Below are 24780 nucleotides of genomic sequence, written 5' to 3'. Positions count from 1 at the left end.
TGGCTTAGAACAGAAGGCGATAACGCCGCCCCTCAACAAATCAGATACAGGGGCGGCGGTAGGGTACTGCTAGCCGACGATGCGGCCGTTGGCCATATGGGCGGCACGATCGCACATATGATCAATCACATCAGGATCGTGGCTGACCAGTACCATAGTCAGATTATCCTGGCGTTTCAGGTCGTTAAGCAAATTAAGGATCTCTGCCTGTACCGACATATCCAGTGCTGAGGTTGGCTCGTCCAGCAGTAATACTTTCGGCTCCAGCAGCAGTGCGCGCACAATGGCAACGCGCTGACGCTGCCCACCAGAGAGCTGATGTGGATAGCGTTCGGCCATCGCCGGATCGAGGCCGACATGGCGAAAGCCCTGGCTGATACGGTCATCAATATCTTTTATCTTCAGCAGCTTGAGCGGCTCGGCCAGCGTACGGCGCAGGCGATGGCGCGGATGCAGAGAAGCATAGGGATCCTGAAATACCATCTGCACTTCGCGACGTAAATCACCAGTGAAGGCTTTACCCGCTTCGGCCTGATGCCCCGCCAGCCGCATGCTGCCGCTCCAGTGCGGATTCAGCCCGGCCATTACCCACAGCAGCGATGACTTACCGCAGCCGGAAGGACCCACCAGTCCAAAACATTCTCCGGTGTTAATCGACAGTGAAACATCATGCACCACGGTGCGCAGATCGTAGCCCTGACGGTGTGCCACGCTAAGCTGTTGCAAATCAATTATGCTCACGATGTGCCTCCAGTGCCGCGCGATCCAGTACCGGCAACGGTTGGCCGTGAGTCGCCTTGCCTGGACGGCATGACCACAGCGTACGAGTGTAAGGATGCGTGGCGTGCGGCAACTCTGCTGCTGGCAGGCTATCCAGCACTTCGCCCTTATACATCACCATCACCCGGTCACAGTGTTCGGCCACCTGTTGCAGATCGTGACTGATGAGCAGTAAACCCATATTACGTTGTTCAATCAGCCGACGAATCAGTGCCAGCACTTGATCGCGCATGGCGTGATCGAGCGCTGAAGTCGGTTCATCGGCAATCAGAAATTGTGGATCGGCAATCAGCGCGATGGCCAGCATGACGCGCTGTCCCATTCCACCTGAGAGCTGATGCGGATAGCGATCCATCAGCTGTTTCGGCTGCGGCAGGCCGACGGCATCAAGCATTTCACACACCTTTTCACGCCGTTCGGCGCGGCTGAAGTCGCGATGCAGTTTAAGCGGTTCCTCAACCTGCCAGCCAATCGTGCGGGAGGGATTCAGGGCATATTTAGGATCCTGCATCACCATCGCCAGTTTATTACCCCGCAGCTGGCTCCAGCGTCGCTCACTCAGCGTCAGCGCATTTTCACCGGCGACATTTAAGGTTCGCGCCCCGATATGCAGTGAAGGGGAGAGCAGGCCCATCAGTGAGCGGGCGGTCAGGGATTTACCCGAACCGGATTCGCCGACCAGCGCTACGCGCTCGCGGCCAAGGGAAAATGACAGGTTGTTAACCAGCGTTGTGCCATTATCCAGTGAAATGTTGAGCCGGTCGGCCACAATCAGCGGAGAATTATTAGTTGGCATTGCGGGTATCCAGTCGGTCACGCAGGCCGTCGCCTGTCAGGTTAAAAGCCAGGCTGGCAAACAGAATCGCGCCACCCGGTGCGGCAGCGACCCACCACTGATCAAAAATGACTTTACTGCCTTCGGCCACCATCGAACCCCATTCCGCGGTCGGCGGTTGGACGCCCATGCCGAGAAAGCCAAGGCCAGCCGCTGCCAGAATGATTCCACCCAGGCTGAGGGCGGCACGTACCACCGCGCTTGGCATACACAGCGGCAGAATATGGCCAAACATCAGGCGTAAACCGGTAATTCCCTGCATGCGTGCCGCCGCCAGATAATCGCTGCGGCGCAGCGCCAGCGTTTCCGCCCGCGCCTGACGGGCAAACGGCGGCCAGCTGGTCAGTGCCAGTGCCAGCGCACCGTTCATCAGGCCAGGACCGAGCATCGCCACTAACGCCAGCGCAATCACCAGGTTAGGCAGTGATAAAAAGATGTCAGTAATGCGCATCAGCACGCGTTCAGTCCAGCCACCAAGGTAGCCTGCGGCAATGCCCGTCAGCATGCCAACCGGAATCGTCAGCACCAGAATCAGTGACACCAGTAATAGCGTGGGACGGGTTCCGTAAATCACGCGCGACAACAGGTCGCGGCCAAAACCATCGGTTCCCAGCCAGTGGGTTGCCGACGGTGGCATCAGGCGCGCGGCCATCTGCTGGGCGTTAGGATCAAAAGGAGCCAGTAGCGGCGCAAACAGCGCGGCCAACAGCAGGATGGCAACCAGCGTGCCGCCGATCGCCAGCGTGGTAATCCGGCGGCGGCGATGGCGGCGCGGTGCCACTGTTTCAGCATCAGTTAAATTTTGCGTCATCGGGTTCTCGGATCGGTTAGCCAGGTCAACACATCAGCCAGGGTGTTCAGCACAATAAAGCAGCTGCCAATCAGCAGCGTTGAGCCAAGGATCGCCGGAGCATCGGAGGCGAACAGCGCGGTGGTCATATAGCGGCCAACGCCCGGCCAGGCAAAGACGGTTTCGGTCAGCACCGAGCCTTCCAGCAGTGAGGCATAAGAGAGTGCCAGCACGGTAATCAGCGTGCCGGAGACGTTAGGGAAGATATGCAACAGCAGAATGCGACCGCGCCCGGCACCTTTAGCCCGTGCCAGCGTCACATACTCTTTGCTGCTCTCTTCCAGCAGAGCCGCGCGCAGCAGGCGGGTAATGCCCGCCATCGCCAGCATGCCAAGTACCACCACCGGCAGCCAGAGATGAGCAATCGCATTGCGGAACATTTCCGGATCGCCAGAGAGCCAGCTGTCAATCAGCACAAAACCGGTGGTCGGCTCCAGCGTGTAGACATAGATATCATCCAGCCGACCCGGACCCGCCGACCAGTGCAAAACCGCATAGAACAGCAGCAGGCCAAGTAAGCCAAGCCAGAAAATTGGTACCGAATAGCCGAGCAGCGAAATCATTCGGGCGAGGTTATCGATAATGCTGCCCGGCTTCCATGCCGCCAGCAGCGACAGCGAGATGCCAAAAAAGGCGCCAAAAATCATTGCACAGGTCGCCAGCTCGACGGTGGCAGGGAAGGTGCGCAGCAGATCGCTGACAACCGGCTGATTGGTAATACGGGATATTCCCATATCACCGCGCGCCAGGTGCTCAATATAGTGCCAGAATTGCATCAGTACCGGCTGGTCGAGACCCAAATCGTGGCGTACCTGGGCGTAAGTCGACTCGCTGGCGTGATCGCCGGCGATCTGTAACACCGGATCGACCGGCGACAGATGAGACAACATGAAAGTAAACGCCAGCAGGCCAAGCAGCGTGACCAGTAGCGAAATCAGGCCGGTAGCGAAACGACCGCCACCGCGCCAGAAACGCCGGGCGGACCCGGCTTCTGTGGAAGTGACTGACATTACTTGCTGACCTGGTTGTAGTAAACCATATCCGGGTTAATTCCCTGCACATAGCCTTTCAGGTTATCGCGTACTGCAATCAGATTACGCGCCTGTAGTCCTATTACATACGGTGAACTCTTTTGCACTTCGCGCTGCATATTCTGGTACAGCTCAATGCGTTTGGCGGGATCGCTTTCGGCAGTGGCGGCCAGCGTCTGCTTGCTTAGCTCAGGAATGTGCCAGTTTGAGCGCCACGCCAGCGTGGTGCTGCCATTTTCCGGATTATAAGCAAAGGCTGAAGCGTTAGTGTTGGGATCGAAATAGTCCGCGCCCCATGCATTGAGTGTGGCTTCATATTTATGGGCTTTAACGCTGGTGGAGACTTCAGTGCTCAGGCCAGGGATCAGCTCAATGTTAACGCCACCTTTGGCAAAGCTGGCCTGCAACGCCTGGGCAATATCCAGATACGGTGGCTGGTTACTGACGGCGAGCTTAAAGCGCACGTTAGTCAGGCCAGCTTTCTGCAGAATCGCCTTGGCTTTTTCCGGATCGTAGCTGTATGGGTTGTCGTTCAGCGCGCCGAGATAGCCTTCCGGCAGGAATGACTGATGCACTTTGAACTGGCCTTTCAGCAACTCGTCGGCAATGCCCTTATAGTCAAACAGATAGCGGGATGCTTCCCATAGCGCCGGGTTTTTCAGCGCCGGAGAGGCATCGATATTGAATTGCATGTAATAGAGTGAAGCGAACGGAATGGCCAGCGGCTTGACGCCCGCTTTACCTTTCAGCGCGGCAATCTGATCGGCACCCAGATTACGCGCGATATCCACATCACCCTGTTCCAGCAGCAGACGACGCGTAGCCGGTTCCGGAACGTTTTTAATCAGGATATTTTTCAGCTTCGGAGCACCCGCCGGCGAGGCTGGATTTGCCGTCAGCAGTACCACTTCATGTGGGATATATTTGCGAATCTGGTAAGGGCCGCTACCGGCAGAATGGCCACCCAACCACTGGTTACCGAGATCGTTTTTCTGCTGATTGGCCATGACGGTTTTTTCATCAACCACCGATGCGACCGGCGCTGAGAGCAGGCTTAGTACAAAAGTCGGGCTGACATCCGCCGTCCAGCTAATTTGCACGTGCTGGTCATCAATTTTCTTCAGCTGTGCATCAACATTATCTTTAGTCCAGCCAAGCTGGGTCAGGATAAATGAAGGATCGAGATTCAGCTTCACTACGCGCGACAGCGAGAAGATCACATCTTCCGGACGTAGCGGGTTGCCAGTGGAAAATTTTGCGCCATCGCGCAGCGCAAAGGTCAGGCTGCGGTTGTCGCTGCCGGCCTGCCAGGAGGTAGCCAGCGTCGGTTTCAGGTCGACCGGATTCTGTGGATCTGACTGTACCAGGCGCTGATAAATATTAGTAAAGGCCTGCATTGAGGTCAGTTCAAAGCCCTGCGCCGGATCAAAACTGCTGGCGTCATCGATAGACTGGGCAATCACCAGCGTATCTGGCGGGGTCGCTGCATGAGCGGCAAATGAGGTGGCCAGCGCCACGGCGATCATTGACGGAACGATACTTTTCATGACGTTTCCTTACCTAAAATTTGTCGCGAGTGTAATTGACCGGAAGGCTGATCAAATAGTAGATTAAAGGCTATCGATATGTGTTTTTGTTCTAAGTAAATGAAATCGGTTATAGGCGTTAATCATTTCGCGCCACAACGGCGCGTTAAATCGCCAGTTGCTGCTATCAGCATAGGTGGTATTAATCAATTTTCTACCGCGAAAACAAAGGGATTACTTATGCCATCTATCGTTACGACTTATCACGCCTGCATTGCCGCGTACAGCGCGGGCAACAGCGCCACCAGATTATTCAGCATATGCAGAAATATCGGCAGGATCAGACTGCCGGATTTGAGCCGTGCATAGCACAGCAGCAGTGAGAACAGCATCAGCATGATCATGGTTTGCAGATGGACGTACTGCGTATGCAGCACGGCAAACAGAATCGAGGTCAGGATCATGCAGGCCAGCGGAGTTTTCGGTAACCAGAGTAATAATCCCTGTAACAGAAAGCCACGGAACAAAATTTCTTCAAATATTGGCGCGAGGATCACGGCGGAAAACAGCAAAATCAGCAGCATCGGGCGGCTTTGCTGCGACTGCTGTTCCAGCCAGGCTTCTGGCTGAAGTACCCAGCTCTGAATAAGCATCAGCGTAATCAACGCCGCGATAAACAGCAGCACAGAATTGCGGCGCAGTTTGCCAAACGGAATATCGTCGCGGCGGCTGCAATAAAAACGATAGAGTGGCCACAGTACGGCGGTTTCGAACAGGCAAATAACCGGTACCAGCAGCCCGTTGCTGCGCAGCTGACTGAAATTGGGAAACAGGGTGATCAGCAGAGTAATCAAATACCAGACTACAAACATGCCGCCGTAAAACAGCGTCAGCGTAATTCGGTTACTGGTGGCGTTCATATTTTGCTCGGAAAGATGGGGTGCGTAATACTATCAATCAGTTAAAACGCTGTCGAGCGAGGGCAGGGAACAGAGCAGAGTGGGATAACTGATGGGCCAGGTGAATACCCGGCCCGAAGCGATTGATCGCCTAACGTACCCGGATGGCGATAACCGTCATCAACGCGGCAGCACAGATAAAAATAGCCAATTCCATCATTACCTCCTCAGATTTATCTTAGGTAATTATATCGCTCGCGAGGCTTAAATTTGCGCGATTAGTGCCGCTTTAAGCTGATGAAACGTGCAAGGCACGAAAGGTCAAAAATTGGTCTCATTCGGCAACGCGATCTGCTAATCTTGGTGGCGAACTGAGGTAAAAACACGTCGAAGAGGAGTGAATACGTGAAGTTTTATGCTAAATCACTGATGCTGGCAGCTATGTTTGCACTGACCGCTTGTAATACTACACCTAAAAATGACGCTGGCGTGCAGCCTGTCGATCCTGAAAACGATCGCTGCGGTGCTTCGCAGTATCAGAGCTATGTGGGTAAACCTCTTTCTTCTTTGGATCAGGTGAAATTCTCCGTGCCGGTGCGCGCGATCCCGTACAATTCTGCGGTCACCATGGACTTCAATCTGAATCGTCTGAACTTTATGGCTGACAGCAGCGGTAAAATCAGCAGCGTTTACTGCGGCTAATCCGTTGAAAAGGGGCGAAGATTTTTCGCCCCTTTCTCTACGGCGAGTTACGGTTTTTTCTCCGCCCACCATAAGCGCAGCTTCATTCCCCAACTGCTGGTCCAGCCGGTAGTACTGCTGACCACCTCACCTTTATTAATGATCACCAGCGTTGGCGTGACGCCCACTTGCCAGCGGGATGACAGCATTCCCTTTTCATCATTGACCACCGGCAAGCGGTAACCTTTCGCCTGCAAATAATCCGTGACGTTCTGTGCTTCACCGGATCGCAGCGCGACTGAGATCACATTGGCTCCCCCGTCGGACATTGCTGCCACCGCCGGAGTCGTGTAACGACAGATGCCGCACCAGCTGGCCCAGAAATAGACCAACAGCGGCCGTTGATCGCTGAGGGCCGCCAGAGTGACGGTTTCACCATCAATGGTTTGCAGCTGCTGATCGGCAAAGGTTAACGGTGCCTGAGGCGCGCGAAAGCTGTCGAGGGCGTAAACCACTCCGGCAATCAACAGCAGCATCAGCAGCGCTTCGCGCAGCAGGCGTTTCAGCTTTTTCATTGTTGGCGAGCCAGCTGCTGCTTCACCCTATCTTCCAGCTGTTCCCAACTGACAGCACCGGATATTAAGCTATCGCCAATCAGCGTGGCAGGCGTACCCTGGATGCCAAGATGCTGCGCCAGCTGCAGGCTGCTGTTAACGATTTCAAGACTCTGCTTGCTGGGCTCGCCCGGTTTAATGCCCAGTTTATTTTCGGCAGCAAGGATACTGGCATCATCGTGATAGCCTTTCTTCGCCATCAGACGCTGATGCAGCGCGAGGAATTGCTGTGGATTTTGTTGCCACACCGTCAACGCTGCACGCGCTGAGGTCAGTGAACTTTCCGAACGATACGGCAGTAATTTAATCACCACCGCGACGTCTGGATAGGTTTTCACCAGCTTCTCCAGCAGCGGATCGAATTGCTTACAGAACGGGCAGTTATAGTCGGTAAAAGAGACCAGCGTCAGCCTGGCATCTTTGGCACCGATACGCGGCGAGCCGGGATCCTGATACAGTGCCGTTTTATTCTGTTCAATAACCTGTGCCACAACCTCTTTTTGCTGTTGCTCTGCCTGCTTATCATAAGCATCTGCCGCCTGCGCAAGGATCTGTGGGTTCTCTACCAGCGTTTCACCGATTAATTGTTTAATACGCGCTTCCTGTTCCGCGGTGAAAGGTGCGGCGGCCCATAATGGCGTCGCGACTAACAGCAATAATATCATCAGCTTTTTCATTAATTTTCTCCTTTGGCGTCGTTCAGGGTTTGCATCAGGGTTTCACGATCCAGCAGCGGCGACAGCACCTTGCCCTGAGGTAATCCCGGTCCATAAATTTGGTTAAAAGGCACAGCGACACTGCCGCGGCGTTGTAAAAACGCGCTGATCGGCGCTGACGGATGGCTCCAGTCACCGCGCAGCGCAATCACATCTTCAGCTTGCAGTGCTTGCTGCACGTCATCGCGCAGTAATACATGGTATTTATTGGCTTTACAGGTGATGCACCAGTCGGCGGTAACATCAATAAATACCCGCTTGTGCTCAGCCAGTGCCTGGGTAATTGCCTGTTCCGTTAGCGGCTGCCAGTGGACGTTATCCTGGAGCGGTTGAGGCCCTTTGCGCCAGCTGAACAGCAGCGCGGCGGAGATCAACAGCACCATCATCGCGCTGATGGCGGTGGTTTTGCCGCCATGATGTTTTAACTGAAGCGCCAGCAGGATGACGGCGATCAGCGCGGCGATGATCAGCGTGTTGCTGCTACCGATATGGCTGCTCAGCAGGCTAAGCAGCCAGGCGCTGGAGGCCAGCATCAGTAGCCCCAGCAGGACGCGTAGCTGATTCATCCAGCGTCCGGGGCGCGGCAAACTTAACGCCAGCCTCGGCCAGAGGGCAATCGCTATCCACGGCAGGCTCATGCCAACCCCCAGCGCAAGGAAAATTCCCCACAGCATCGGCAGTGGGGACACCAGCGCCACTGCGACGGCAGTACCCAGGAACGGTGCCGAGCACGGCGTCGCCAGCAGAGTGGCAAAAGCGCCTTGCCAGAAATGTCCGGCGAGGCCACGGTCGCCGCCATAAGTAGCTAAGCGGCTATTCAGCGACGAAGGCAGGCGCAGATATAGCCAGCCAAACAGGTTGATGCTAAACAGCAGCGTGATGAACAGCATCAGTGCAATAAACCACGGATTCTGAAACTGAATGCCCCAGCCCAGCGCGTGATTGCCGAGCCGCAATAGCGTCATCATCAGCGCCAGCGCCATAAACGAGAGCAGAATGCCGCTGGTGGACGCGAGGAATTGCAGCCGTACGCTGCGACGGTCGCGCCGCTCCGTCTGGATAATCGTGCCGAGTTTCATCGCCAGCACCGGCAGCACGCACGGCATCAGGTTCAGGATAAATCCCCCGGCCAGCGCCAACAGCATCAGTTGCCACCATGGCGGGCTGGCCGGATTCAGCGCCAGCGCTTCACCGATTTCCAGCGTCGTTTGTTGAGCCAGCCCCTGGTCGGCAATCACCAGTGACAGCTTGCGCTGGCGTAAGTCAGGGGCTTGTTCTCCCCACTGGTCGGTAACCGGTACGCGTACCTGTAACTGACTGCCTTTGATGGTGATGGCGGGCGCGCCAAGGCTGGCGTCCGCAAAGCCATCAAAGAACAGTTCCGGCTGCTGCCAGCCTGTTTCACGCTCAGCAATCAGCTGTAATTGTCCCTGACTGTAGCCCGCGTGTAGCCGATCGGTGACGCCATGCTCAATCGGAACCCGCCCCATCGCCTCGGCAAAATCGTGGCCAAACTGCGCGTCAGCCGCGGCGCTCAGATCAAGGCTGAAGGGGTAATCGGTGAGAATGCAGACGTTGCTACAGGTAGATAACGTCAAGGTGCCCGCCAGCAGGCGGCGGCTGTCGGCAGGCAGCACAATCGGAATGCTGACCCGATGGTGATAACCCTGGGTTGTCAGGCCAGAAACGGTAAAGCGTTGCGGTGTCGGCCAGAACCATTGAGCCTGAGCGGGATTGTCCTGCCAGCGAATTTCCGGCGCAATGCCGCCTTCACCGGGTGAGCGCCAGTAAGTTTTCCAGCCCTTTTGTAGCTCGACGTCGAGTAGCAACCGGATTTGCTCCGGCTGTGAAGTATCGGCGCGCAGGCGCACCTGTGCGTGGTCGTTTTGTGGATTTTGCAGCCAGCCGCTGTCTGCCGCCTGTAATGCAGGCAGCCACAACAGCAGCAGCAGGAGCAAACTCCTGATGGGTAATAACATGATTTTCTCCGTAAATGATTTTTTCAGTGCCGGGCAGAGCGGCAAATCATTCGCGGAAGACGCAGTTTCTCAGATGTATTCGCAGCACCGGCGAAGAGAATTCGCGTATCGGTGGGAAGCGCAGCGGCAGAGCACGGGTCAGCGCCAGCATCGACAGCAGGATGACGGCGGCAAACAGCGCGCTTTCAAAAATCAGCGGCGAGGCCATCAACAGCGATTTACTGCTGAGTTCACAGGAAGTTAGCGGAGCTTCGGCCTGTTCAGTACCGGGCGCAGTGCTGAGCGTGGCGCTTTCACTGAGTCTCATCTGCAAGGCGTGCAGGCTCGCAATGCGCTGAGTGATGCAGATCAGCACCACCAGACACGCCAGAGCGAGAAAGCTTGTTGCGATACGACGCCGTTTTTCCATTGCAGCCTCAGAACAGAAAGTGAGGTTATCTTAACGGCGTAAATCGGTTTGGCAATGGTAACGGATGTAAACATTTGTGTGACCTGACTGTCATATTGCTGCAACAGCGGCATGTCAGGCTGATTCTGTCACTAAACGATGCTCTCCTCGTTACTATTAAAATAGGCAATGCTCGCCTTTCAACTCTTCCCGCCCCGTGCGGGATTTTTTTATTACATCACGCCTCAGCGATTCCGGCGCAGTTGGTGCGAGAATTATCCTGGTAACCACACCTGTTTTCTGCTGTTTAGTTGCCATGGCGATCGTCTACGCTGTAACCGATAAAATTGGAGGAGTGATTATGCATTGTTCTAAGTGGTTAGTGTTGTTGGCGGTATTGGGCACCACGACGCCGGTGCTGGCGGCATCGACGGAATCCTGGCTTTCCGGCGACCACCGGATGAAACAGGCCTGCATCAAGGCCAGTGGATTAAAAAATGCCAAACCGGTCAGTAAGGTGATGTTGTTCAGCGATCGCGTGGGGTATTCTGCGCTGGTGCTTCAGGGCACTTACCCGCAAAAACATATGAAAAATAAGCGTGGTCGCGAACTCTGTCTTTATCAGCGTGCTACCCAGCGTGCCTCAGTGACAGAAGCTGACGATTTGCTGCCATAATTTATTGATGATTAATATTGAAGTCTCGGATGGGCGGCGTTTTTACTGCCCATCCGTATGACAGGCGTTACCCTCGGGTCTTTCGCGACAGGCTGGCGCTGGTTACCGCCAGAATCGACAGTATAATCAGTGCCAGTGCCGGGGCGACCACCGCCCAGGGAGCACGTTCGATATAAGGCATCCCTTCTGCCAGCACAATTCCCCAGTCGGCCGCCGGTGGTTGTGGCCCAAGGCCGAGAAAGCCCAGGCCTGCCAGCGCCAGCGCGTTGCCCGGCAGCCTTAGCATTGCATGGCGTAACAGCGGCGCAATCATCGGCGGCAGCACATAGCGCCATGCCCGGCGCAGCGGGCCAACCCCCAGCACCGGTAACATACGCACATGCGGCTGGGCGTTAATTTCGGCTACCAGCGCGGCGGTATGCGCCGCCAGCGGTGCCCAGCTGACGATAATTACGGCGATTACCGCGCCAGCGGCGGTCGGGCCATTGATAGCGGCAATCACCATGCCGGCAATCACCGCAGGGGTGGCATTAGCCACCTCAATCGGTCCAACCATCACGCGTGGAAACAGCCCCACCAGAATTCCAGTCACCAGGCAGCAGAGTGTGACCAGTAGCGCCTGCAAGCAAGTATGTAATGCACCCTGCGCCACGCGCGCCAGAATATCGCGTCCCATGGCATCGGCTCCGAACGGCAGCGACCAGGAGGGCGGTTGCAGCCGCAGCCAGTCTGAGCTGAAAGCGTCGCGCGGCAATCCGGCGGCAATCAGCGCCAGCAATAGTAACAGGCAGCCTGCCGGAACCCACCAGGCGAAGGATTTACCAGAAGATTGTGGTGGGGGAGCAGGCAATGCGCCCGCTTTCAGTGCCGGGCCTAATAATAACCGCTGTAACAGATTTGCTGTCAGACCGGCAGCACTGCCCAGCAGCAGCAGAATCAGCATGCCGGTTTGTAGTGCGGGCAAATCGCTGGCGGCCGCCGCGCCAAGCGTGGCGCGACCTAAGCCGGGAATGGCAAACACTTTTTCTACCGCAATCGCACCGCCAGTCAGGCCAATCAATACCATCGCCAGCTGCGGCAGCATCGCGGGCAGGGTGCGCTTGATCGCTGCCAGCGCCAGGCTACGAGCCGGAATACCGGCAGTTTGCCAGCTCAGTACCCACTTTTCCTGGAAACTGGCGCTCAGCGCATCAGAAAACAGCCGTCCCAGCAGACCACCAGCCGGAATACCCAGCGCCAGTGCCGGTAGAACTGCCGAGTGCCAGCCGCTCCAGCCAAACGGAGGAAACCAGCCGAGCCAGACGGAACCCACCAGCAATAATAGCGCCGCCAGCAGAAATTCCGGTAACGCGGTCAGCGCCGCCGCTACGGTACCGGAGGGACGGCGTGCTACCCCAGCCAGTCCGGCGCGCATTACCGGCAGGCAGATCAGCGCCAGCAGCAGCAATGCCACCAGTAGCGCACAGCCCATTAACGTCAGTGAGACCGCCGTGGCCTGCAACATACCCGGCAGCACCGGCATGCCGGATATCCACGAGTTACCGGCGTCACCCTGCAGCAAATTCTGCAACCAGTGCCACAGCAGTGCATCTGGTCCCAGATGCAGTCCCAGCGAGTGGCGAATAGCTTCCAGTGCTTCCGGCGTCGCTTCCTGATCGCCGGAGCGGGCGCGCAGTAGTGCCAGAGCAGGATCGCCCCCCGCCAGCCACGGCAAAATGCCAACCAGAATCACCATCGCGCTCAGGGTAATCAGGCGCGAGAGCAGTGGCAGCAGGGCAGAAAGAGAGCGCATTATCGCTCCAGGTGGGTCTGGCTGGTGATCAGACGGCGCTCGCGCGGATCGCGTTCGGCATCACGCACCGCCGGGCTTTCTCCCTGGATTACGCGTTCATGTAACATCGGTATCGCCGCATTGCTGGCAAGGATCAGATTTTCTGCGGCCATAATGGCCTTGCGGCGTAATTCACCTGCGGGGATCGCGGCGGCCTGTTGCAGTGCCTTATCGATTGCGGGCTGACACAGTTGAGCAATGTTAAATGAACCTTTGCAGGCAAAGTCGCTGTACATATAGGCCACCGGATCGCCTGAATCGAGCACCGTGGCGCGTGACAGAATAAAGGCGTCGAATTTACCCGCCAGCGCATCGGCTTCGATATGCGCATACTCGCGCACTACCTGCTTAACCTGGAAACCGGCAGCGGTTAATTGCTGCGCCAGATAGACCGCCACTTCCGGCAGCTCTGCGCGGTCGCTGAAGGTCGCCAGCGTGATCACCTGGCCATCAGGTTTAGCGGCGGCGACCGGATTCGCGACCGGCTGACGCAGTTGCGCTGCCCACGGCAGCGCTGGTCCTAATAGGCCTTCCGCGATATCCGCACGCTTTTCATAGACATTATCTACCAGCTGCTGACGATTAATCGCATCACGCACCGCTGCCCGCAACGCCGCATCACGGAAGACGCCGTGCTGACTGTTAAGGTATAGCGTATTGGTGCGTGGCATTGGCACTTCGTGGATTTGCTCAGGTTTCAGCAGGGCGGCCTGGGATACTGGTACCGCTTCCACAATATCCGCGCTGCCGGTACGCAGCGCCGCTGCGCGGGCCGCGCCATCCGGTACGAAGCTGACATCTATGCCGCTGGATCGCGCTTTCTCGCCCCAGTAATTATCAAAGCGATCTAAGCTGGCGCTGCTGGTGCCGGTGACCTTGCGCAGAATAAATGGTCCGCTGCCGCTGCCCAGCGGATTGACCACGCCATTGGCTCCATAGGCTTTAGCGGCAAGAATCGCCAGTTGCGGACTGGAGAGGCGTTGAGGAAGCAGCGGATCGGGATCGGCACTGGTGACCACCACCGCGCCATCGCCGTCGGCGACAATATCCAGCGTCACGCCATCAAGAATACGCGGCTTCGGTGCCGCGTGGGTAGCAACCGTCAGTGACCGGACTACGGCTTCTGAGGTCAGCAGACTGCCATCGTGAAAATGAACGTTATCGCGTAATTCAAAGCGCCAGCGCCGATCGTCGAGTTGTTGCCAGCGGGTGGCCAGCGCGGGTTTGGCTTCGCCCAGCGCATCAAGCGTGACCAGCGTTTCCGCCGTCTGCCAGCGCGACAGCTTAAAGGCGTCATCGCTGAGCGGCGTCAGGCCGGAACGCGGCGGTTGTAACATTGCCAGACGAATGCGTGACTCGTCCGGCTGGGCTTCCTGTTCGTTAAAGCAACCGCTAAGCAGTAAGCTGGTACTCAGCAGCCAAAAAATGCGAGCTTTCATTAACCAGATATCCTTTATTATTGTAAACAGACCAGAGGAGGTAAACGGGGAATGGCGTTCAGCAACTGCTGCGATGCCGGATGTTGTGGATTACTCAGTAACTGTTGCGTCGGCGCATCCTCAACGATTTCGCCGTTATGCATCACCAGTACCCGATGACAAAGCGCAGCAACCGACGACAGATCGTGGGAAACCACCAGTAAGCCCATGTCATTTTGATCGGCAAGATCCGCCAGCAGCTGACCGATCTGCTGTCTTAATGGCAGGTCGAGCCCGCTGAGTGGTTCGTCAGCCAGCAGAAAGCGTGGCCGCAGCGCAATGGCGCGGGCTATCGCCACTCGCTGCGCCTGGCCGCCGGATAAGCTGGCACAGCGCTGGTTCAGCAGATGACGATCGAGCCTGACTTGCTGCAGCGCCTGCTCCAGCTGAGGGATATTAGGTTTGCTGTTGGTTAACTGGCGCAGCGGTTCGGCCAGTGCATCAGCCACGTTACGTCGCGGATCGAGCGTGGTCGCCGGATCCTGCGCGATATATTGCACCTGCTGGCGATAACCGCGTAAAGCGCGTACCGAGGCGGGACGAATTAACTGGCCCTGACACCACACCGTGCCTTCGCTGGCGGGCAGCAATGCCAGCATCAGTTTCAGCAGAGTAGATTTGCCACAGCCGGACGAGCCAATCAGCGCCACACGCTCGCCAGCGTGCAGTTGCAGCGAGATGTTTGAAACCAGGGCGTGGCGCAGCCCGGCAGGCTGATAGCTGAGCTGGCGTGTTTCAAGAAACGCGGCCGACGACATCAGGCAATCCCCTGGAGTGACGGTTGTTGGCGTACAAAGCTTTGTTCAGCATGGCGTGCTGCCGCCACCAATCGCTGGCTGGCCGGATGCCGTGGCTGCGTCAGTAACTGCTTTATGCTGCTGTTCTCGACAATATGACCCTGTTCCATTACCAGAGCCTGGCGGCTGAGCTGTGCGGCCAGCACAATATCATGGGTGATAAACAGCAGTGCAGGAGCATCCGGCCGCTGTAGCAGACGCTGAAATGCGGCAACGACCGTTTGCTGAGTGACGACATCAAGGGCGCTGGTGGGTTCATCGGCGACGATCAGCGGACTTTGACTGGCCAGCGCCAGCGCAATGCAGACGCGCTGGCGCTGGCCACCGGATAATTCTGCCGGGTAGCTACTCAACACTTTTATGCTGTCGTTAAAACCCATCTCTTCCAGCAGTGCGGCAGCAGCCTGTTGAGCATCATGGCGAGACAGTGACTGACGTGCGCGCAACACCAATTGTAACTGTTTACCGATAGTGACCAGCGGATTGAGCGCGCTGGCTGAATCCTGAAAAATCATCGCGGCGCGGGTGCTGACAGAGCGCTGTGCTGGCGGACAGCCCAGCACCGATTGCCCGGCAATCTGCAAGCCACCGCCTAAACTGGCGGCGGCGGGCAGGGCGCCGACAATCGCACTGGCGGTCAGTGATTTGCCACAGCCCGACTCTCCCAACAGGCAGACGCACTCGCCCCGCCGCAGGGTGAAACTGACGCCATGCAGTTTTTGCTGTCGTGACAGCATTAAGTCGAGATTAATCAGTTGCAGCACCGTGTCAGGTGCCTGAGATACAGAAGTCAGCATGGCATCGCGAAAAAAAGTGAGCTTGTTATGTGATAACATAACAAATTATAACGGGGTGATGCAAAGTGAGTTTCACTGTTTACCCGTTAATTAAAAAATCTTATTCCCGCTGCTCATCCATGATTTGCGCCAACACATTGCGGTAGCCCTGCAACATCGCTTCATCTACTTCACGCTCCAGCCGACCGATGACGCTGGCAATAATCGCCTTACTGGTCGCTGGCTTACCGGCCTGCATCAGCTCGGTCATTATAGCGGCCAGGAGTTCGGCTTCGCGCGGAGCATGCCATGCCGGACTGTTAAAATATTCGGTAATCTCACGGCCTGCGCCGTATGAAACAGCTCGCATGATAAACCTCCGAAACAGCGGCATCGGTCACCCATCGGTCACCCGATGAGAGGATAGAGAAAGCGTATGAGTGCGATCACGGGTCACCAGAACAGTTGACCCGCCACTTGCCTGAAGCTAAACAGGTGGGGATTTTTTAACCATAGCTGGCGGCGATACAAATGTCAGCCGCCAGCTGAAATATTTTTTCACATTATACGTGCGGATTATGCGTGCGGATAAGTACTGATAACCTCCAGCACGCCATTAATAATAAATTGCACCCCCATGCAGACCAGCAGGAATCCCATCAGACGTGAAATGGCTTCAATGCCGCCTTTACCTACCACCCGCATAATTGCGCCGGAACTGCGCAGGCTGATCCATAAAATTACGCTGACGGTAAAGAAAGTGAGTACCGGTGCGACCATCACGACCCATGGCGAAAATTCGACGCCGTTACGGATGGTTGATGCGGTGCTGATAATCATCGCAATGGTACCAGGGCCGGCGGTGCTGGGCATTGCCAGCGGCACAAAGGCAATATTTACCGCTTTGCGTTCGCTCATTTCATCCTGTTTATGCTCCGCTTCAACCGACTGTCCGGCCGGTTTTTGCGGAAACAGCATGCGAAAACCGATAAAAGCAACAATCAGGCCACCCGCCATCCTTAAGCCGGGTATCGAGATGCCAAAGGTGTCCATTACGACGTTTCCGGCATAAAAAGCCACGGTCATAATGATAAAGACATAGATTGATGCGTCGCGCGATTGCTTGTTGCGCTCGTTAAAATTCATATCGCCCGCAAGGCCTAAAAACAGAGCGACGGTAGTTAACGGGTTCGCCAGCGGCAGAATCACTACCAACCCGAGGCCAACCGCTTTAAACAGTTCCAGCATGCTGTCATCCCTTAAAAAAGTGAGGTTCTGTCGCCTGAGTAAGACGCCTTATCCGCAGCATTATTATAACTACAAGGTTTAAAATCCAGCCTGAATCGGGATTTAACTCACTATTATGCTGTCCTGCTAAAATAAACCTTGCATCTCAATACGCCATGTGAGTAAATGCATCGTCGGTTTGTTAAGCAGAGCCGAATATGCGAGCAGTTTTAGTAAAGCAGTCTTCAGTTCAAGCGTTATCTTAGATATCTCTTCTTCCTGACTCCTTCCTGAGTGCCTCATAAATTCTGTGGACAAACCATTTCGCCCTATGTGGCTTGTAATTGAATGAAGGATAGACAAATGTCTAACAAAATGACTGGTTTAGTAAAATGGTTCAACGCTGAGAAAGGTTTCGGTTTTATTTCTCCAACCGACGGCAGCAAAGACGTTTTCGTACACTTCTCTGCGATCCAGAACAACGGCTTTAAGACCCTCGAAGAAGGTCAGAAAGTTGAGTTCTCTATCGAGAATGGCCAGAAAGGCCCAGCAGCTGCTAACGTAACTGCTATCTAAGCGAATTCTCGCGACCTGAAATTGAGGCTTAGCGCCTTAAGCACTGGTCACGAAACGCTAAAAAAACCCGCCTTGTGCGGGTTTTTGCGTTTCTGGTGATTGAGCCTGCCTTAATGGTCACGCTCTGAGACGCCTGCTGACCTGCTGTTTGCAGCCTTATAACACTGTTTTGACAGGAAATTGTTAAGCGTAGTTACTCAAGGTTAATAGCGCCCTGATGCAGATTATTCCCCATTGTCGGGCATGGCTGCACCGCATAAACTCAGCCGAAATTGTCACATTAAGGTAAGGTTTATGAGTCGTATTATTAAGGCAGTCACCATGGTAATGCTGGTCAGCGCACTGAGCGGATGTCTGTTCCCGCCTCCAGGCGGCGGCGGCGGTTGGGGAGGCGGTGGTCATGGACATGGCGGCGGCCCGCGCGGTGGTTTTATGGAAGGCCCACGTTAAGTCAGAAATCCCCTTTTGCACCGAGAAGGGGATAATTTTATTTTGACCATTCAATCAAAAATAATGTTTAGCCGAATCTGACCATACTATTTTTTTTGGATATAATTCATTTGATTATTATTGTAATGGCAATCGAAACGTTTCTCTCTCTTCGTAGATTATTCCCAGTTGCTAAGCTGTAAAATTATAGATAAAACTGCTACCAATTTATTTATCTCAATGTTAACGTTCAGCTTTAAATCGCTGAGACATTAGCATGAAAAACCTTATTGCTGAGTTATTGATAAAGCTCGCTGCAAAAGAAGAAGAATCTAAAGAGTTAACGGCACAGGTTGAAGCACTGGAAATTGTGGTGACGGCACTGCTGCGTAAAATGGAAGAGTCCCAGCGCCAGGAGCTCAACGAGGGAATTAAGGTCGCAATAGTCAAAGCGGCGGAAGATGCCGCAACCAGCCCTGAAGACGCCGCCCTGCTGGAGGGCTTTATTCAACGACTGTTAACCCATCCGCGTTATTAAGCCATATTAAAAGCCGGTGTAAACGTTTACCCTCCCGCTGGCATCTTAGTTATCGAATGCTGAACTGCTGGCCAGTGATAAATTTGTTATCAGATCGCTCGCTGAAATCCTGATTGCTGCCAGACTGATAATTAATGCTAAGGCATTTTCTCAGCAGTTATTTATTAACTAAAAGGATCGGGTATGAAAGTTCAGGTGCTGATGATAACCCTAACCTGCATTATGGCGTCAGGTTATGCTGGTGCAGTAGAAAAAACGCCACAGCAGCAAAAAATGACCTTGTGTAATCAGCAGGCCAGTAGTCAGGAGTTAAAAGGTGATGCCCGTAAACAGTTTATGAGCAAATGCCTGCGTAAAGACCATGAGATAAGTGGGATGACGCCGCAGCAAATGAGGATGAAAACCTGCAATGCACAGGCTGGTGAAAAGGCCCTGAAGGGCGATGAACGAAAAACCTTTATGAGCGGTTGCCTGAAGAAAAGCTAAAATATTAACGTGGGCCTGAAGGTCCACGCTATTTCAGTCTCTCAGGATACTTAGGCCTGAAACGTCACACCGGAATTGCCGGTCTGACTGACGAGGTGGCAATGACCTTACCCGTTGCAACTTTATTAAAAGTTGACGCGCGACGTTCGGGACTGCGTTTTGCCCGCCGCGTCTATCTGCCCCGTATCGTCGGGCTGGGATTTGGTTTTATTCTTGTCATGTGGTCGTTGGGCGACAATCCATCCAACTGGTTGATAAGCTTGTTGTTTGTCAATGGCTTTATCTGGCCACATCTGGCTTACTGGTTAGCCATTCATGCGAAAGATCCGATGCGCAGTGAGCGGCGAAATCTGCTGCTGGACGCCGCATTCGGCGGTTTCTGGATTGCGTTAATGGGGCTGAATGCGCTGCCTTCCACCCTACTTGCCGCGATGATGGGCATGAACAATATTGCCGCCGGTGGCGCGAAATTCTTTTTTCGTGGTTTTATACTGCAACTGATGGTGATCGCCGTGACGCTGTTACTGGTGCAACCGACAATTAATTTTGCCACCTCGCCACAACAGATGTATATCTGTTTGCCGATGCTGTTTATTTACCCTGTATTTCTCGGCCAGGTGACTTATAGCATGGCAATAAAGCTGGCGCAGCACAAACGTAAGCTGATGGAAATGAGTATCCACGATGGAATGACCGGAGTTTTTAATCGTCGTTACTGGGAACATTTGCTGCACAATGAATATGACAACTGTCAGCGCTATCAACACATTGCCACGTTACTACTTATTGATCTCGACCATTTTAAAACTATTAACGATACCTGGGGACACGACCTGGGTGATGAAGCACTGATGCGGGTGACGGAAGAGTTGCGCCTAAGGCTTCGCACCAGCGATATTATCGGTCGCTTTGGTGGCGATGAATTTGCCGTGATTATGCCAGGCACCTCTTCGGCAAAGGCGATTCAGGCCATTAGTCGGGTGCGGGATAATTTGCACCTGGCAGGAAAGGGTCAGGCACCGGCAATGACAATCCATATCAGCGTTGGCGTAGCTGAATACAGCGAGCATATGAAAAACTATCATGACTGGATTAAGGCGGCGGACGTAGCGTTATACCGGGCGAAAAAGGCCGGGCGTAGCCGCACCGAAGTGGCGGATCGATAGCAATTATCGCCGGTATTTATAGATGCCTAACAATCCCGTTATATAGCCGTTCCGCCGTTCCGCCGTCCTGCGCGTCAGGATAAATTTTGCCGGTTAATATTTGCTTAAATATTTTAAAATACCGCTAAACAATCAGTTAGCCAGCATTTCCCCTTCGCTTTACTTCACGCGTTGCCATCTTCGCTTAGCCTGCCAGGCTTAATATTCACAATAACTATATGGGTATGCCACTGGCCGGTTTTGCCATTGCGCGACACCAATCAATGCAAGGGAGTCATGTCGTGGGTTATCAGAATGTAATGGTATTGCAGGATCTTCCAGAGATGAAGCCGGTTAAAGCCCCGGTAGGGGAAACCAATGTGTTATTGATCCGTCATGGTGATTCAGTCCATGCGTATCAGGCAACATGCCCTCATGCCGGAGCCCCGCTGGAACAAGGTGCAATCTGCGATGGCAAGCTGATTTGCCCGTGGCATAAGGCAGCGTTCAATCTTGATGACGGCAGCCTGGCAGAGCCGCTGGCGCTGAGTCATTTGCCGCAGTACCCACTGCGGATTGAAAATGGCATGGTGCAGGTTAAGCCTGAGCCGCTGCCGGCACGGCAACCCCAATCTGGCAGTCCTTCATCGGCGGTTTTTGTCATTGTGGGGAGTGGGGCGGCGGGCAGTGCGGCAGCGTGGACGCTACGCGATCAAGGTTTTGCTGGCAAACTGATACTGGTCGATCGCGAGCGAGAAGCGCCCTACGATCGCACTGCTCTCAGTAAATTTGTTGCTGCCGGAGAGATGAAAATCAGTGAAGTGCCTGCGCCGGTCGATGACGCATTTTTGCAGCAGGTCGAGCGCTATTATGGTGATGTTGAGCGGCTCGACAGCCGTCAGCAAAATCTGCATTTTGCTGATGGTTCGACGCTGCATTTCGATAAATTACTGATTGCCAGCGGAGGCGTACCCCAGCGTCCCGAGATACCCGGTAAGGCACTGTTTGGTGTGCATCTGTTGCGCAGTATTGAGCAAGCCGACAGTTTGTTGCGGGAAGTGGATGAAAAGCAAAAGCTGGTAATTATCGGCAACAGTTTTATTGGTATGGAGTTGGCATCGGCGCTGCGAGCGCGTGGGATCGAAGTGCAGGTGATCGCCCGCGATGCGCTGCCGTTTAAAAAGCAGTTTGGCTCAAAGGTTGCTGGCTTCTTCCGTCAACTGCATGAAGGGCAGGGTGTGCGCTTTATTGAGGGTGAGGTTGCCGCACTGCAGGGTGAACGGCAGGTTTGCGGCGTGGAACTGAAAAGTGGTGAAGTGGTGCCTGCGGATGTCGTGCTGCTGGCCACTGGTGTAGCGCCCGCCACCGGATTTATCCATGATATCGAATTGCTGGATGATGGCAGCCTGCCAACCAATCAACAGTTGCAGCTGAGTGAAAATATCTGGGCGGTAGGTGATATTGCCAGTTATCCGGTCGCGAAGGGCTATCAGCGCATCGAACACTATCGGGTGGCACAGCAGCAAGGTCGTTTGGCGGCAAAGAACATGCTGGGTGCGACACAGGTTTTTGACCGGGTGCCGTTTTTCTGGACCGCGCATTTTGGCACTCGCTATGAATATCTGGGACATGCCAGCGAATGGGATCAGTTCGAGCTGATCGGTTCGTTAGACGATCAGAAGTTTATCGGTTTCTATGGTCAGCAAGGAAAGCTGGCAGCGGTGATATCCTGTGGAATGTACACTCTGACGGCCGAGCTGGTGATGCGTATGCAGCAACCGATGACGCTTCAGCAGGCCATTTCACTGGCTAAGCAACGGCAGTAAAGCTTACGGGTCGGGCAGGCCCGACCCGACAACTCAGGATTTTTTACTCAGCGCTTCGGATTTCGCCATACACTGGCTTATCGCTTCGATGACTGCAGAACGGAAGCCTTTCTCTTCCAGCACTTTCACCGCTTCAATGGTGGTGCCGCCTGGTGAGCAGACCATATCCTTCAGTTCGGCTGGATGCTTGCCGGTTTCCAGTACCATCTGGGCTGAGCCTTTTACCGCCTGTGCAGCAAATTGATAAGCCTGGGCACGCGGCATGCCGCCGAGTACCGCGGCGTCGGCCATCGCTTCGATAAACATAAATACGTAGGCGGGTGCTGAACCGCTGACGCCAACCACCGAGTGGATCAGATATTCAGCGACAACCGCTGCTTTGCCAAAGCTGTTAAAAATGGCCACGACTTCTTCGGTTTCTTGCTGGGATACCAGCGCATTTGGCGTAACCGAAGTCATACCTTCGTTAACCAGCGCCGGTGTATTGGGCATTACCCGCACAATCTTGCGGTCATGACCAAGCGCCATCGCCAGCGCATCCAGCGTCACTCCGGCGGCAATTGACACCACCAGCGTATCTCTGTTCAGACTGCCGGCCAGGTCCTTCAGGACTTTCAGAATCACGTTTGGCTTTACGGCAGCAAATAAAATATCGGTCTGTTTAGCCACCTCTTCCGCACTTTCTGCGGGCGTGATGCCATACTGCTGCTGCATCGCCTGATTGGTTTCAGGTTTATGGTCGAAGACCCAGATGTTCTCCGGTTGAATCTGTCCACCGGCCACCAGACCGCCAATGATGGCTTTAGACATGTTGCCGCAGCCGATAAAACCTATCTTCTTCTCCAACATCTGCTCCTTAATGCGTTGTGTTTTTCGCCGCCAACTAGCTTACGACATTCTTCACCTTAATCCAGCTTCAGCGATCTTAAAACAATGCCAATCATGAATGGCGGAGATAAAGCAAGACAACATCCTGTTCTCCGCCTGCGGTTTACAGTGGTTAAGCGTTTTGATCAGATAAAATTTGCCATTCTGGAAAAGAACGGCAAGATCTCCATAGTTCCCCAATCCTGACAGGAAATGTTATGCCAATCTGGGTGGATGCCGATGCGTGTCCAAAAGTGATTAAAGAAGTGTTGTACCGCGCTGCTGAGCGTGCGCAGATCGAGATTACCTTTGTTGCCAATCAGCCGTTAACGGTGCCGCCATCGCGTTTTATTCGCACGTTACGCGTGCCCGCCGGTTTTGATGTGGCTGATAATGAAATCGTCCGGCGCTCGGAGAAAGGCGATTTAGTGATTACCGCCGATATCCCGCTGGCGGCGGAGGTGATGGAAAAAGGTGCCGTGGCACTGAATCCGCGCGGCGAGCGTTACAGCAATGCCACGATACGTGAACGCCTGACGATGCGAGATTTTATGGACACGATGCGTTCCAGTGGCATTCAGACCGGTGGGCCGAGCGCATTAAGCCAAAAGGATCGACAGCAGTTCGCCAACGAACTGGATAAATGGTTGCTGAGAGGCTGACTCAGCCTGCAGATAAAAAATCATCAGGTTTGTCATCTGGCAGGCGTAAATCTGTGGTTACATCTGGCTCACAGAAAAAATTGTCGGTATGATGCGACGCAAAGTTGACCTGTTTTAAGCATTATCGATGGCACTCGCGGTATCGGTAATGCGCCTGAGGATTTGCGCTTTATGTCGTTACCCATCTATTTGATCGGCGCCCGCGGATGCGGAAAAACTACCGTTGGAATGGCACTTTCCCAGGCGCTGGGCTATGCGTTTAGTGATACCGATCACTTTCTACAGCAGAGCACGCAGCGTACGGTTGCCGATATCGTTGCTGCTGAAGGATGGGATGGATTTCGCCAGCGTGAAACACAATCGCTGATGGCTGTGACCGCGCCCTCCACGGTGATTGCTACCGGTGGCGGAATGGTTCTGGCCGAAGCAAATTGTGAGTTTATGCGCGATCACGGCACGGTGGTTTATCTGAATGCCGAAGCGGATGTGCTGGCTGCCCGGCTGGAGGCGTATCCTGAGCAGGAGCAGCGTCCAACCTTAACCGGGCGTCCAATTGCTGACGAGATGGTGGAAGTGCTGTCACAGCGCGACAGGCTCTATCATCAGGCGGCCCATCATGTGATCAATGCGATGCATACGCCTGAGCAAGTTGTCCTCCAGCTGTTGCAAACCTTGTCTCTGGCGCGCGCCAGCTAATCTGTTGTCCGGCAGGCGACGCCCTCGTCGTCTGCTCTCCGCTGTCGTCCTGAAAAATACCTGAAATTGTCTATACTTATCCTTCGGGCAGTAAAAATGTCTGCGACGGGAATCTTTCCCAGGATTTAGCGGATAGTATTCATCGACAATAAGAGGGAAGACTTTTATGGCGACAAGACCTCCATATCCACGTGAAGCGCGAATTGAAACGGTAGAGAAAGGTGCGCCCGGCAAAACCGTCACCTGGTATCAGCTGCGCGCCGATCACCCTCATGCCAATACCTTGATCAGCGAACATGAAACTGAACAGGAAGCGCTGGACGCCAGAGAACGCTACGAAGATAAAGATAAAGAATAGTTCCAGCGGCAAGGACGCCGACGCTTTTCCTCGCATTTCTCCCCCTGAATCCTGATGCAGTCTGAACCCCATTCGCAGTGATTTGCTGGCTTTTATATGAAAGTCTCATTGAG

Annotated in this window: 28 protein-coding genes; 11 read left to right on the top strand and 17 right to left on the bottom strand. The window is 54.5% G+C overall.

What is annotated here, in order from left to right:
• Nucleotides 1-69: 69 nt before the first annotated feature.
• The 6 genes from ACP3TC_RS16520 to ACP3TC_RS16495 form a co-directional block, all read right to left on the bottom strand.
• Nucleotides 70-735: an ABC transporter ATP-binding protein gene (locus ACP3TC_RS16520; protein ID WP_313857611.1), complete on the bottom strand. Its 666-nt coding sequence runs from the start codon at nucleotides 733-735 to the stop codon at nucleotides 70-72.
• Nucleotides 728-1576, bottom strand: coding sequence for an ABC transporter ATP-binding protein (locus ACP3TC_RS16515; RefSeq protein ID WP_426816849.1), 849 nt, complete (start codon nucleotides 1574-1576; stop codon nucleotides 728-730). Before ACP3TC_RS16515 ends, ACP3TC_RS16520 begins: the two co-directional genes overlap by 8 nt.
• Nucleotides 1566-2426 carry an ABC transporter permease gene (locus ACP3TC_RS16510; protein ID WP_313856034.1) on the bottom strand — a complete coding sequence of 287 codons (861 nt, stop codon included), beginning with the start codon at nucleotides 2424-2426 and terminating at the stop codon, nucleotides 1566-1568. Before ACP3TC_RS16510 ends, ACP3TC_RS16515 begins: the two co-directional genes overlap by 11 nt.
• On the bottom strand, nucleotides 2423-3475 hold the full coding sequence (locus ACP3TC_RS16505) for an ABC transporter permease (protein WP_426816848.1): 1053 nt from the start codon (nucleotides 3473-3475) through the stop codon (nucleotides 2423-2425). The genes ACP3TC_RS16510 and ACP3TC_RS16505 overlap by 4 nt, the downstream gene beginning before the upstream one ends.
• Nucleotides 3475-5007, bottom strand: a complete 1533-nt coding sequence (locus tag ACP3TC_RS16500; RefSeq protein WP_390902531.1) for an ABC transporter substrate-binding protein — start codon at nucleotides 5005-5007, stop codon at nucleotides 3475-3477. The genes ACP3TC_RS16505 and ACP3TC_RS16500 overlap by 1 nt, the downstream gene beginning before the upstream one ends.
• Nucleotides 5008-5285: 278 nt before the next feature.
• Complete coding sequence (locus ACP3TC_RS16495; protein ID WP_426816847.1) at nucleotides 5286-5942, bottom strand: CPBP family intramembrane glutamic endopeptidase; 657 nt, start codon at nucleotides 5940-5942, stop codon at nucleotides 5286-5288.
• A 384-nt stretch (nucleotides 5943-6326) separates the two neighbouring features.
• Between ACP3TC_RS16495 and ACP3TC_RS16490 the strand changes: the two genes are divergently transcribed.
• Nucleotides 6327-6623: an I78 family peptidase inhibitor gene (locus tag ACP3TC_RS16490; protein ID WP_313856040.1), complete on the top strand. Its 297-nt coding sequence runs from the start codon at nucleotides 6327-6329 to the stop codon at nucleotides 6621-6623.
• A 47-nt stretch (nucleotides 6624-6670) separates the two neighbouring features.
• Here the strand turns inward: ACP3TC_RS16490 and ACP3TC_RS16485 are convergent, their stop codons facing one another.
• The 4 genes from ACP3TC_RS16485 to ACP3TC_RS16470 are packed head-to-tail and all read right to left on the bottom strand — an operon-like array spanning nucleotide 6671 to nucleotide 10320.
• On the bottom strand, nucleotides 6671-7177 hold the full coding sequence (locus tag ACP3TC_RS16485; protein WP_313856041.1) for a protein disulfide oxidoreductase: 507 nt from the start codon (nucleotides 7175-7177) through the stop codon (nucleotides 6671-6673).
• Nucleotides 7174-7893, bottom strand: a complete 720-nt coding sequence (locus ACP3TC_RS16480; RefSeq protein ID WP_426816846.1) for a DsbA family protein — start codon at nucleotides 7891-7893, stop codon at nucleotides 7174-7176. Before ACP3TC_RS16480 ends, ACP3TC_RS16485 begins: the two co-directional genes overlap by 4 nt.
• Nucleotides 7893-9911 carry a protein-disulfide reductase DsbD family protein gene (locus ACP3TC_RS16475; protein WP_426816845.1) on the bottom strand — a complete coding sequence of 673 codons (2019 nt, stop codon included), beginning with the start codon at nucleotides 9909-9911 and terminating at the stop codon, nucleotides 7893-7895. Before ACP3TC_RS16475 ends, ACP3TC_RS16480 begins: the two co-directional genes overlap by 1 nt.
• Before the next feature lie 46 nt (nucleotides 9912-9957).
• Nucleotides 9958-10320, bottom strand: coding sequence for a copper resistance protein (locus tag ACP3TC_RS16470; RefSeq protein ID WP_426816844.1), 363 nt, complete (start codon nucleotides 10318-10320; stop codon nucleotides 9958-9960).
• Between the two features lie 340 nt (nucleotides 10321-10660).
• On the opposite strand from ACP3TC_RS16470, the gene ACP3TC_RS16465 reads away from it, so the two are divergent.
• Nucleotides 10661-10975, top strand: a complete 315-nt coding sequence (locus ACP3TC_RS16465) for a hypothetical protein (RefSeq protein ID WP_313856045.1) — start codon at nucleotides 10661-10663, stop codon at nucleotides 10973-10975.
• 67 nt (nucleotides 10976-11042) lie between these two features.
• On the opposite strand, the gene ACP3TC_RS16460 is transcribed toward ACP3TC_RS16465, so the two are convergent.
• The 6 genes from ACP3TC_RS16460 to ACP3TC_RS16435 form a co-directional block, all read right to left on the bottom strand.
• A complete protein-coding gene (locus ACP3TC_RS16460; protein ID WP_426816843.1) occupies nucleotides 11043-12767 on the bottom strand; it encodes an ABC transporter permease subunit in 1725 nt (574 codons plus the stop codon).
• Nucleotides 12767-14245 carry an ABC transporter substrate-binding protein gene (locus tag ACP3TC_RS16455; RefSeq protein ID WP_426816842.1) on the bottom strand — a complete coding sequence of 493 codons (1479 nt, stop codon included), beginning with the start codon at nucleotides 14243-14245 and terminating at the stop codon, nucleotides 12767-12769. Before ACP3TC_RS16455 ends, ACP3TC_RS16460 begins: the two co-directional genes overlap by 1 nt.
• Nucleotides 14246-14262: 17 nt before the next feature.
• Nucleotides 14263-15042, bottom strand: a complete 780-nt coding sequence (locus tag ACP3TC_RS16450; RefSeq protein WP_313856049.1) for an ABC transporter ATP-binding protein — start codon at nucleotides 15040-15042, stop codon at nucleotides 14263-14265.
• A complete protein-coding gene (locus ACP3TC_RS16445; RefSeq protein ID WP_426816841.1) occupies nucleotides 15042-15878 on the bottom strand; it encodes an ATP-binding cassette domain-containing protein in 837 nt (278 codons plus the stop codon). The genes ACP3TC_RS16450 and ACP3TC_RS16445 overlap by 1 nt, the downstream gene beginning before the upstream one ends.
• Before the next feature lie 100 nt (nucleotides 15879-15978).
• Complete coding sequence (locus ACP3TC_RS16440; protein WP_313856052.1) at nucleotides 15979-16227, bottom strand: biofilm development regulator YmgB/AriR family protein; 249 nt, start codon at nucleotides 16225-16227, stop codon at nucleotides 15979-15981.
• A 206-nt stretch (nucleotides 16228-16433) separates the two neighbouring features.
• Nucleotides 16434-17105, bottom strand: a complete 672-nt coding sequence (locus tag ACP3TC_RS16435) for a MarC family NAAT transporter (protein WP_313856053.1) — start codon at nucleotides 17103-17105, stop codon at nucleotides 16434-16436.
• Between the two features lie 342 nt (nucleotides 17106-17447).
• Here ACP3TC_RS16435 and cspE point away from each other — a divergent pair, with 342 nt between their 5' ends.
• The 6 genes from cspE to ACP3TC_RS16405 all read left to right on the top strand — a co-directional run bounded on the left by cspE (nucleotide 17448) and on the right by ACP3TC_RS16405 (nucleotide 22084).
• Nucleotides 17448-17660, top strand: coding sequence for a transcription antiterminator/RNA stability regulator CspE (cspE, locus tag ACP3TC_RS16430; RefSeq protein WP_052899568.1), 213 nt, complete (start codon nucleotides 17448-17450; stop codon nucleotides 17658-17660).
• A gap of 294 nt (nucleotides 17661-17954) precedes the next feature.
• Nucleotides 17955-18110, top strand: coding sequence for a hypothetical protein (locus ACP3TC_RS16425; RefSeq protein ID WP_313856054.1), 156 nt, complete (start codon nucleotides 17955-17957; stop codon nucleotides 18108-18110).
• A 256-nt stretch (nucleotides 18111-18366) separates the two neighbouring features.
• Complete coding sequence (iraP, locus tag ACP3TC_RS16420; RefSeq protein WP_313856056.1) at nucleotides 18367-18627, top strand: anti-adapter protein IraP; 261 nt, start codon at nucleotides 18367-18369, stop codon at nucleotides 18625-18627.
• Nucleotides 18628-18810: 183 nt separating this feature from the next.
• Complete coding sequence (locus ACP3TC_RS16415; protein WP_313856058.1) at nucleotides 18811-19113, top strand: PsiF family protein; 303 nt, start codon at nucleotides 18811-18813, stop codon at nucleotides 19111-19113.
• A gap of 101 nt (nucleotides 19114-19214) precedes the next feature.
• Nucleotides 19215-20279: a diguanylate cyclase AdrA gene (gene adrA, locus ACP3TC_RS16410; RefSeq protein ID WP_313856059.1), complete on the top strand. Its 1065-nt coding sequence runs from the start codon at nucleotides 19215-19217 to the stop codon at nucleotides 20277-20279.
• Between the two features lie 281 nt (nucleotides 20280-20560).
• Nucleotides 20561-22084, top strand: a complete 1524-nt coding sequence (locus ACP3TC_RS16405) for an FAD-dependent oxidoreductase (RefSeq protein WP_426816840.1) — start codon at nucleotides 20561-20563, stop codon at nucleotides 22082-22084.
• Between the two features lie 33 nt (nucleotides 22085-22117).
• Here ACP3TC_RS16405 and proC read toward each other — a convergent pair whose 3' ends face one another.
• Nucleotides 22118-22933, bottom strand: a complete 816-nt coding sequence (proC, locus tag ACP3TC_RS16400; protein ID WP_313856061.1) for a pyrroline-5-carboxylate reductase — start codon at nucleotides 22931-22933, stop codon at nucleotides 22118-22120.
• A 236-nt stretch (nucleotides 22934-23169) separates the two neighbouring features.
• Between proC and ACP3TC_RS16395 the strand changes: the two genes are divergently transcribed.
• The 3 genes from ACP3TC_RS16395 to ACP3TC_RS16385 all read left to right on the top strand — a co-directional run bounded on the left by ACP3TC_RS16395 (nucleotide 23170) and on the right by ACP3TC_RS16385 (nucleotide 24667).
• Entirely contained in the window at nucleotides 23170-23613 is a 444-nt protein-coding gene (locus tag ACP3TC_RS16395; protein ID WP_313856063.1) for a YaiI/YqxD family protein, read from the top strand.
• A 171-nt stretch (nucleotides 23614-23784) separates the two neighbouring features.
• On the top strand, nucleotides 23785-24309 hold the full coding sequence (gene aroL, locus ACP3TC_RS16390) for a shikimate kinase AroL (protein WP_426816839.1): 525 nt from the start codon (nucleotides 23785-23787) through the stop codon (nucleotides 24307-24309).
• A 166-nt stretch (nucleotides 24310-24475) separates the two neighbouring features.
• Entirely contained in the window at nucleotides 24476-24667 is a 192-nt protein-coding gene (locus ACP3TC_RS16385; RefSeq protein WP_313856065.1) for a YaiA family protein, read from the top strand.
• The last annotated feature ends 113 nt before the right edge of the window (nucleotides 24668-24780 follow it).

It is taken from the genome of Winslowiella sp. 2C04, from assembly GCF_050037805.1.
Classification (GTDB): domain Bacteria; phylum Pseudomonadota; class Gammaproteobacteria; order Enterobacterales; family Enterobacteriaceae; genus Erwinia; species Erwinia toletana_A.
The sequence above is the reverse complement of the archived record's forward strand: the minus strand, read 5'-3'. Positions and strand labels throughout refer to the sequence as shown.

Excerpts from the sequence above, each read along its gene's own strand:
- ACP3TC_RS16515 (WP_426816849.1), bottom strand. The coding sequence starts at position 1,576 with ATGCCAACTAATAATTCTCCGCTGATTGTGGCCGACCGGCTCAACATT.
- ACP3TC_RS16510 (WP_313856034.1), bottom strand. The coding sequence starts at position 2,426 with ATGACGCAAAATTTAACTGATGCTGAAACAGTGGCACCGCGCCGCCAT.
- ACP3TC_RS16505 (WP_426816848.1), bottom strand. The coding sequence starts at position 3,475 with ATGTCAGTCACTTCCACAGAAGCCGGGTCCGCCCGGCGTTTCTGGCGC.
- ACP3TC_RS16495 (WP_426816847.1), bottom strand. The coding sequence starts at position 5,942 with ATGAACGCCACCAGTAACCGAATTACGCTGACGCTGTTTTACGGCGGC.
- ACP3TC_RS16485 (WP_313856041.1), bottom strand. The coding sequence starts at position 7,177 with ATGAAAAAGCTGAAACGCCTGCTGCGCGAAGCGCTGCTGATGCTGCTG.
- ACP3TC_RS16480 (WP_426816846.1), bottom strand. The coding sequence starts at position 7,893 with ATGAAAAAGCTGATGATATTATTGCTGTTAGTCGCGACGCCATTATGG.
- ACP3TC_RS16475 (WP_426816845.1), bottom strand. The coding sequence starts at position 9,911 with ATGTTATTACCCATCAGGAGTTTGCTCCTGCTGCTGCTGTTGTGGCTG.
- ACP3TC_RS16470 (WP_426816844.1), bottom strand. The coding sequence starts at position 10,320 with ATGGAAAAACGGCGTCGTATCGCAACAAGCTTTCTCGCTCTGGCGTGT.
- ACP3TC_RS16465 (WP_313856045.1), top strand. The coding sequence starts at position 10,661 with ATGCATTGTTCTAAGTGGTTAGTGTTGTTGGCGGTATTGGGCACCACG.
- ACP3TC_RS16460 (WP_426816843.1), bottom strand. The coding sequence starts at position 12,767 with ATGCGCTCTCTTTCTGCCCTGCTGCCACTGCTCTCGCGCCTGATTACC.
- ACP3TC_RS16455 (WP_426816842.1), bottom strand. The coding sequence starts at position 14,245 with ATGAAAGCTCGCATTTTTTGGCTGCTGAGTACCAGCTTACTGCTTAGC.
- ACP3TC_RS16450 (WP_313856049.1), bottom strand. The coding sequence starts at position 15,042 with ATGTCGTCGGCCGCGTTTCTTGAAACACGCCAGCTCAGCTATCAGCCT.
- ACP3TC_RS16445 (WP_426816841.1), bottom strand. The coding sequence starts at position 15,878 with ATGCTGACTTCTGTATCTCAGGCACCTGACACGGTGCTGCAACTGATT.
- ACP3TC_RS16440 (WP_313856052.1), bottom strand. The coding sequence starts at position 16,227 with ATGCGAGCTGTTTCATACGGCGCAGGCCGTGAGATTACCGAATATTTT.
- ACP3TC_RS16435 (WP_313856053.1), bottom strand. The coding sequence starts at position 17,105 with ATGCTGGAACTGTTTAAAGCGGTTGGCCTCGGGTTGGTAGTGATTCTG.
- cspE (WP_052899568.1), top strand. The coding sequence starts at position 17,448 with ATGTCTAACAAAATGACTGGTTTAGTAAAATGGTTCAACGCTGAGAAA.
- ACP3TC_RS16425 (WP_313856054.1), top strand. The coding sequence starts at position 17,955 with ATGAGTCGTATTATTAAGGCAGTCACCATGGTAATGCTGGTCAGCGCA.
- iraP (WP_313856056.1), top strand. The coding sequence starts at position 18,367 with ATGAAAAACCTTATTGCTGAGTTATTGATAAAGCTCGCTGCAAAAGAA.
- ACP3TC_RS16415 (WP_313856058.1), top strand. The coding sequence starts at position 18,811 with ATGAAAGTTCAGGTGCTGATGATAACCCTAACCTGCATTATGGCGTCA.
- adrA (WP_313856059.1), top strand. The coding sequence starts at position 19,215 with ATGACCTTACCCGTTGCAACTTTATTAAAAGTTGACGCGCGACGTTCG.
- proC (WP_313856061.1), bottom strand. The coding sequence starts at position 22,933 with ATGTTGGAGAAGAAGATAGGTTTTATCGGCTGCGGCAACATGTCTAAA.
- ACP3TC_RS16395 (WP_313856063.1), top strand. The coding sequence starts at position 23,170 with ATGCCAATCTGGGTGGATGCCGATGCGTGTCCAAAAGTGATTAAAGAA.
- aroL (WP_426816839.1), top strand. The coding sequence starts at position 23,785 with ATGTCGTTACCCATCTATTTGATCGGCGCCCGCGGATGCGGAAAAACT.
- ACP3TC_RS16385 (WP_313856065.1), top strand. The coding sequence starts at position 24,476 with ATGGCGACAAGACCTCCATATCCACGTGAAGCGCGAATTGAAACGGTA.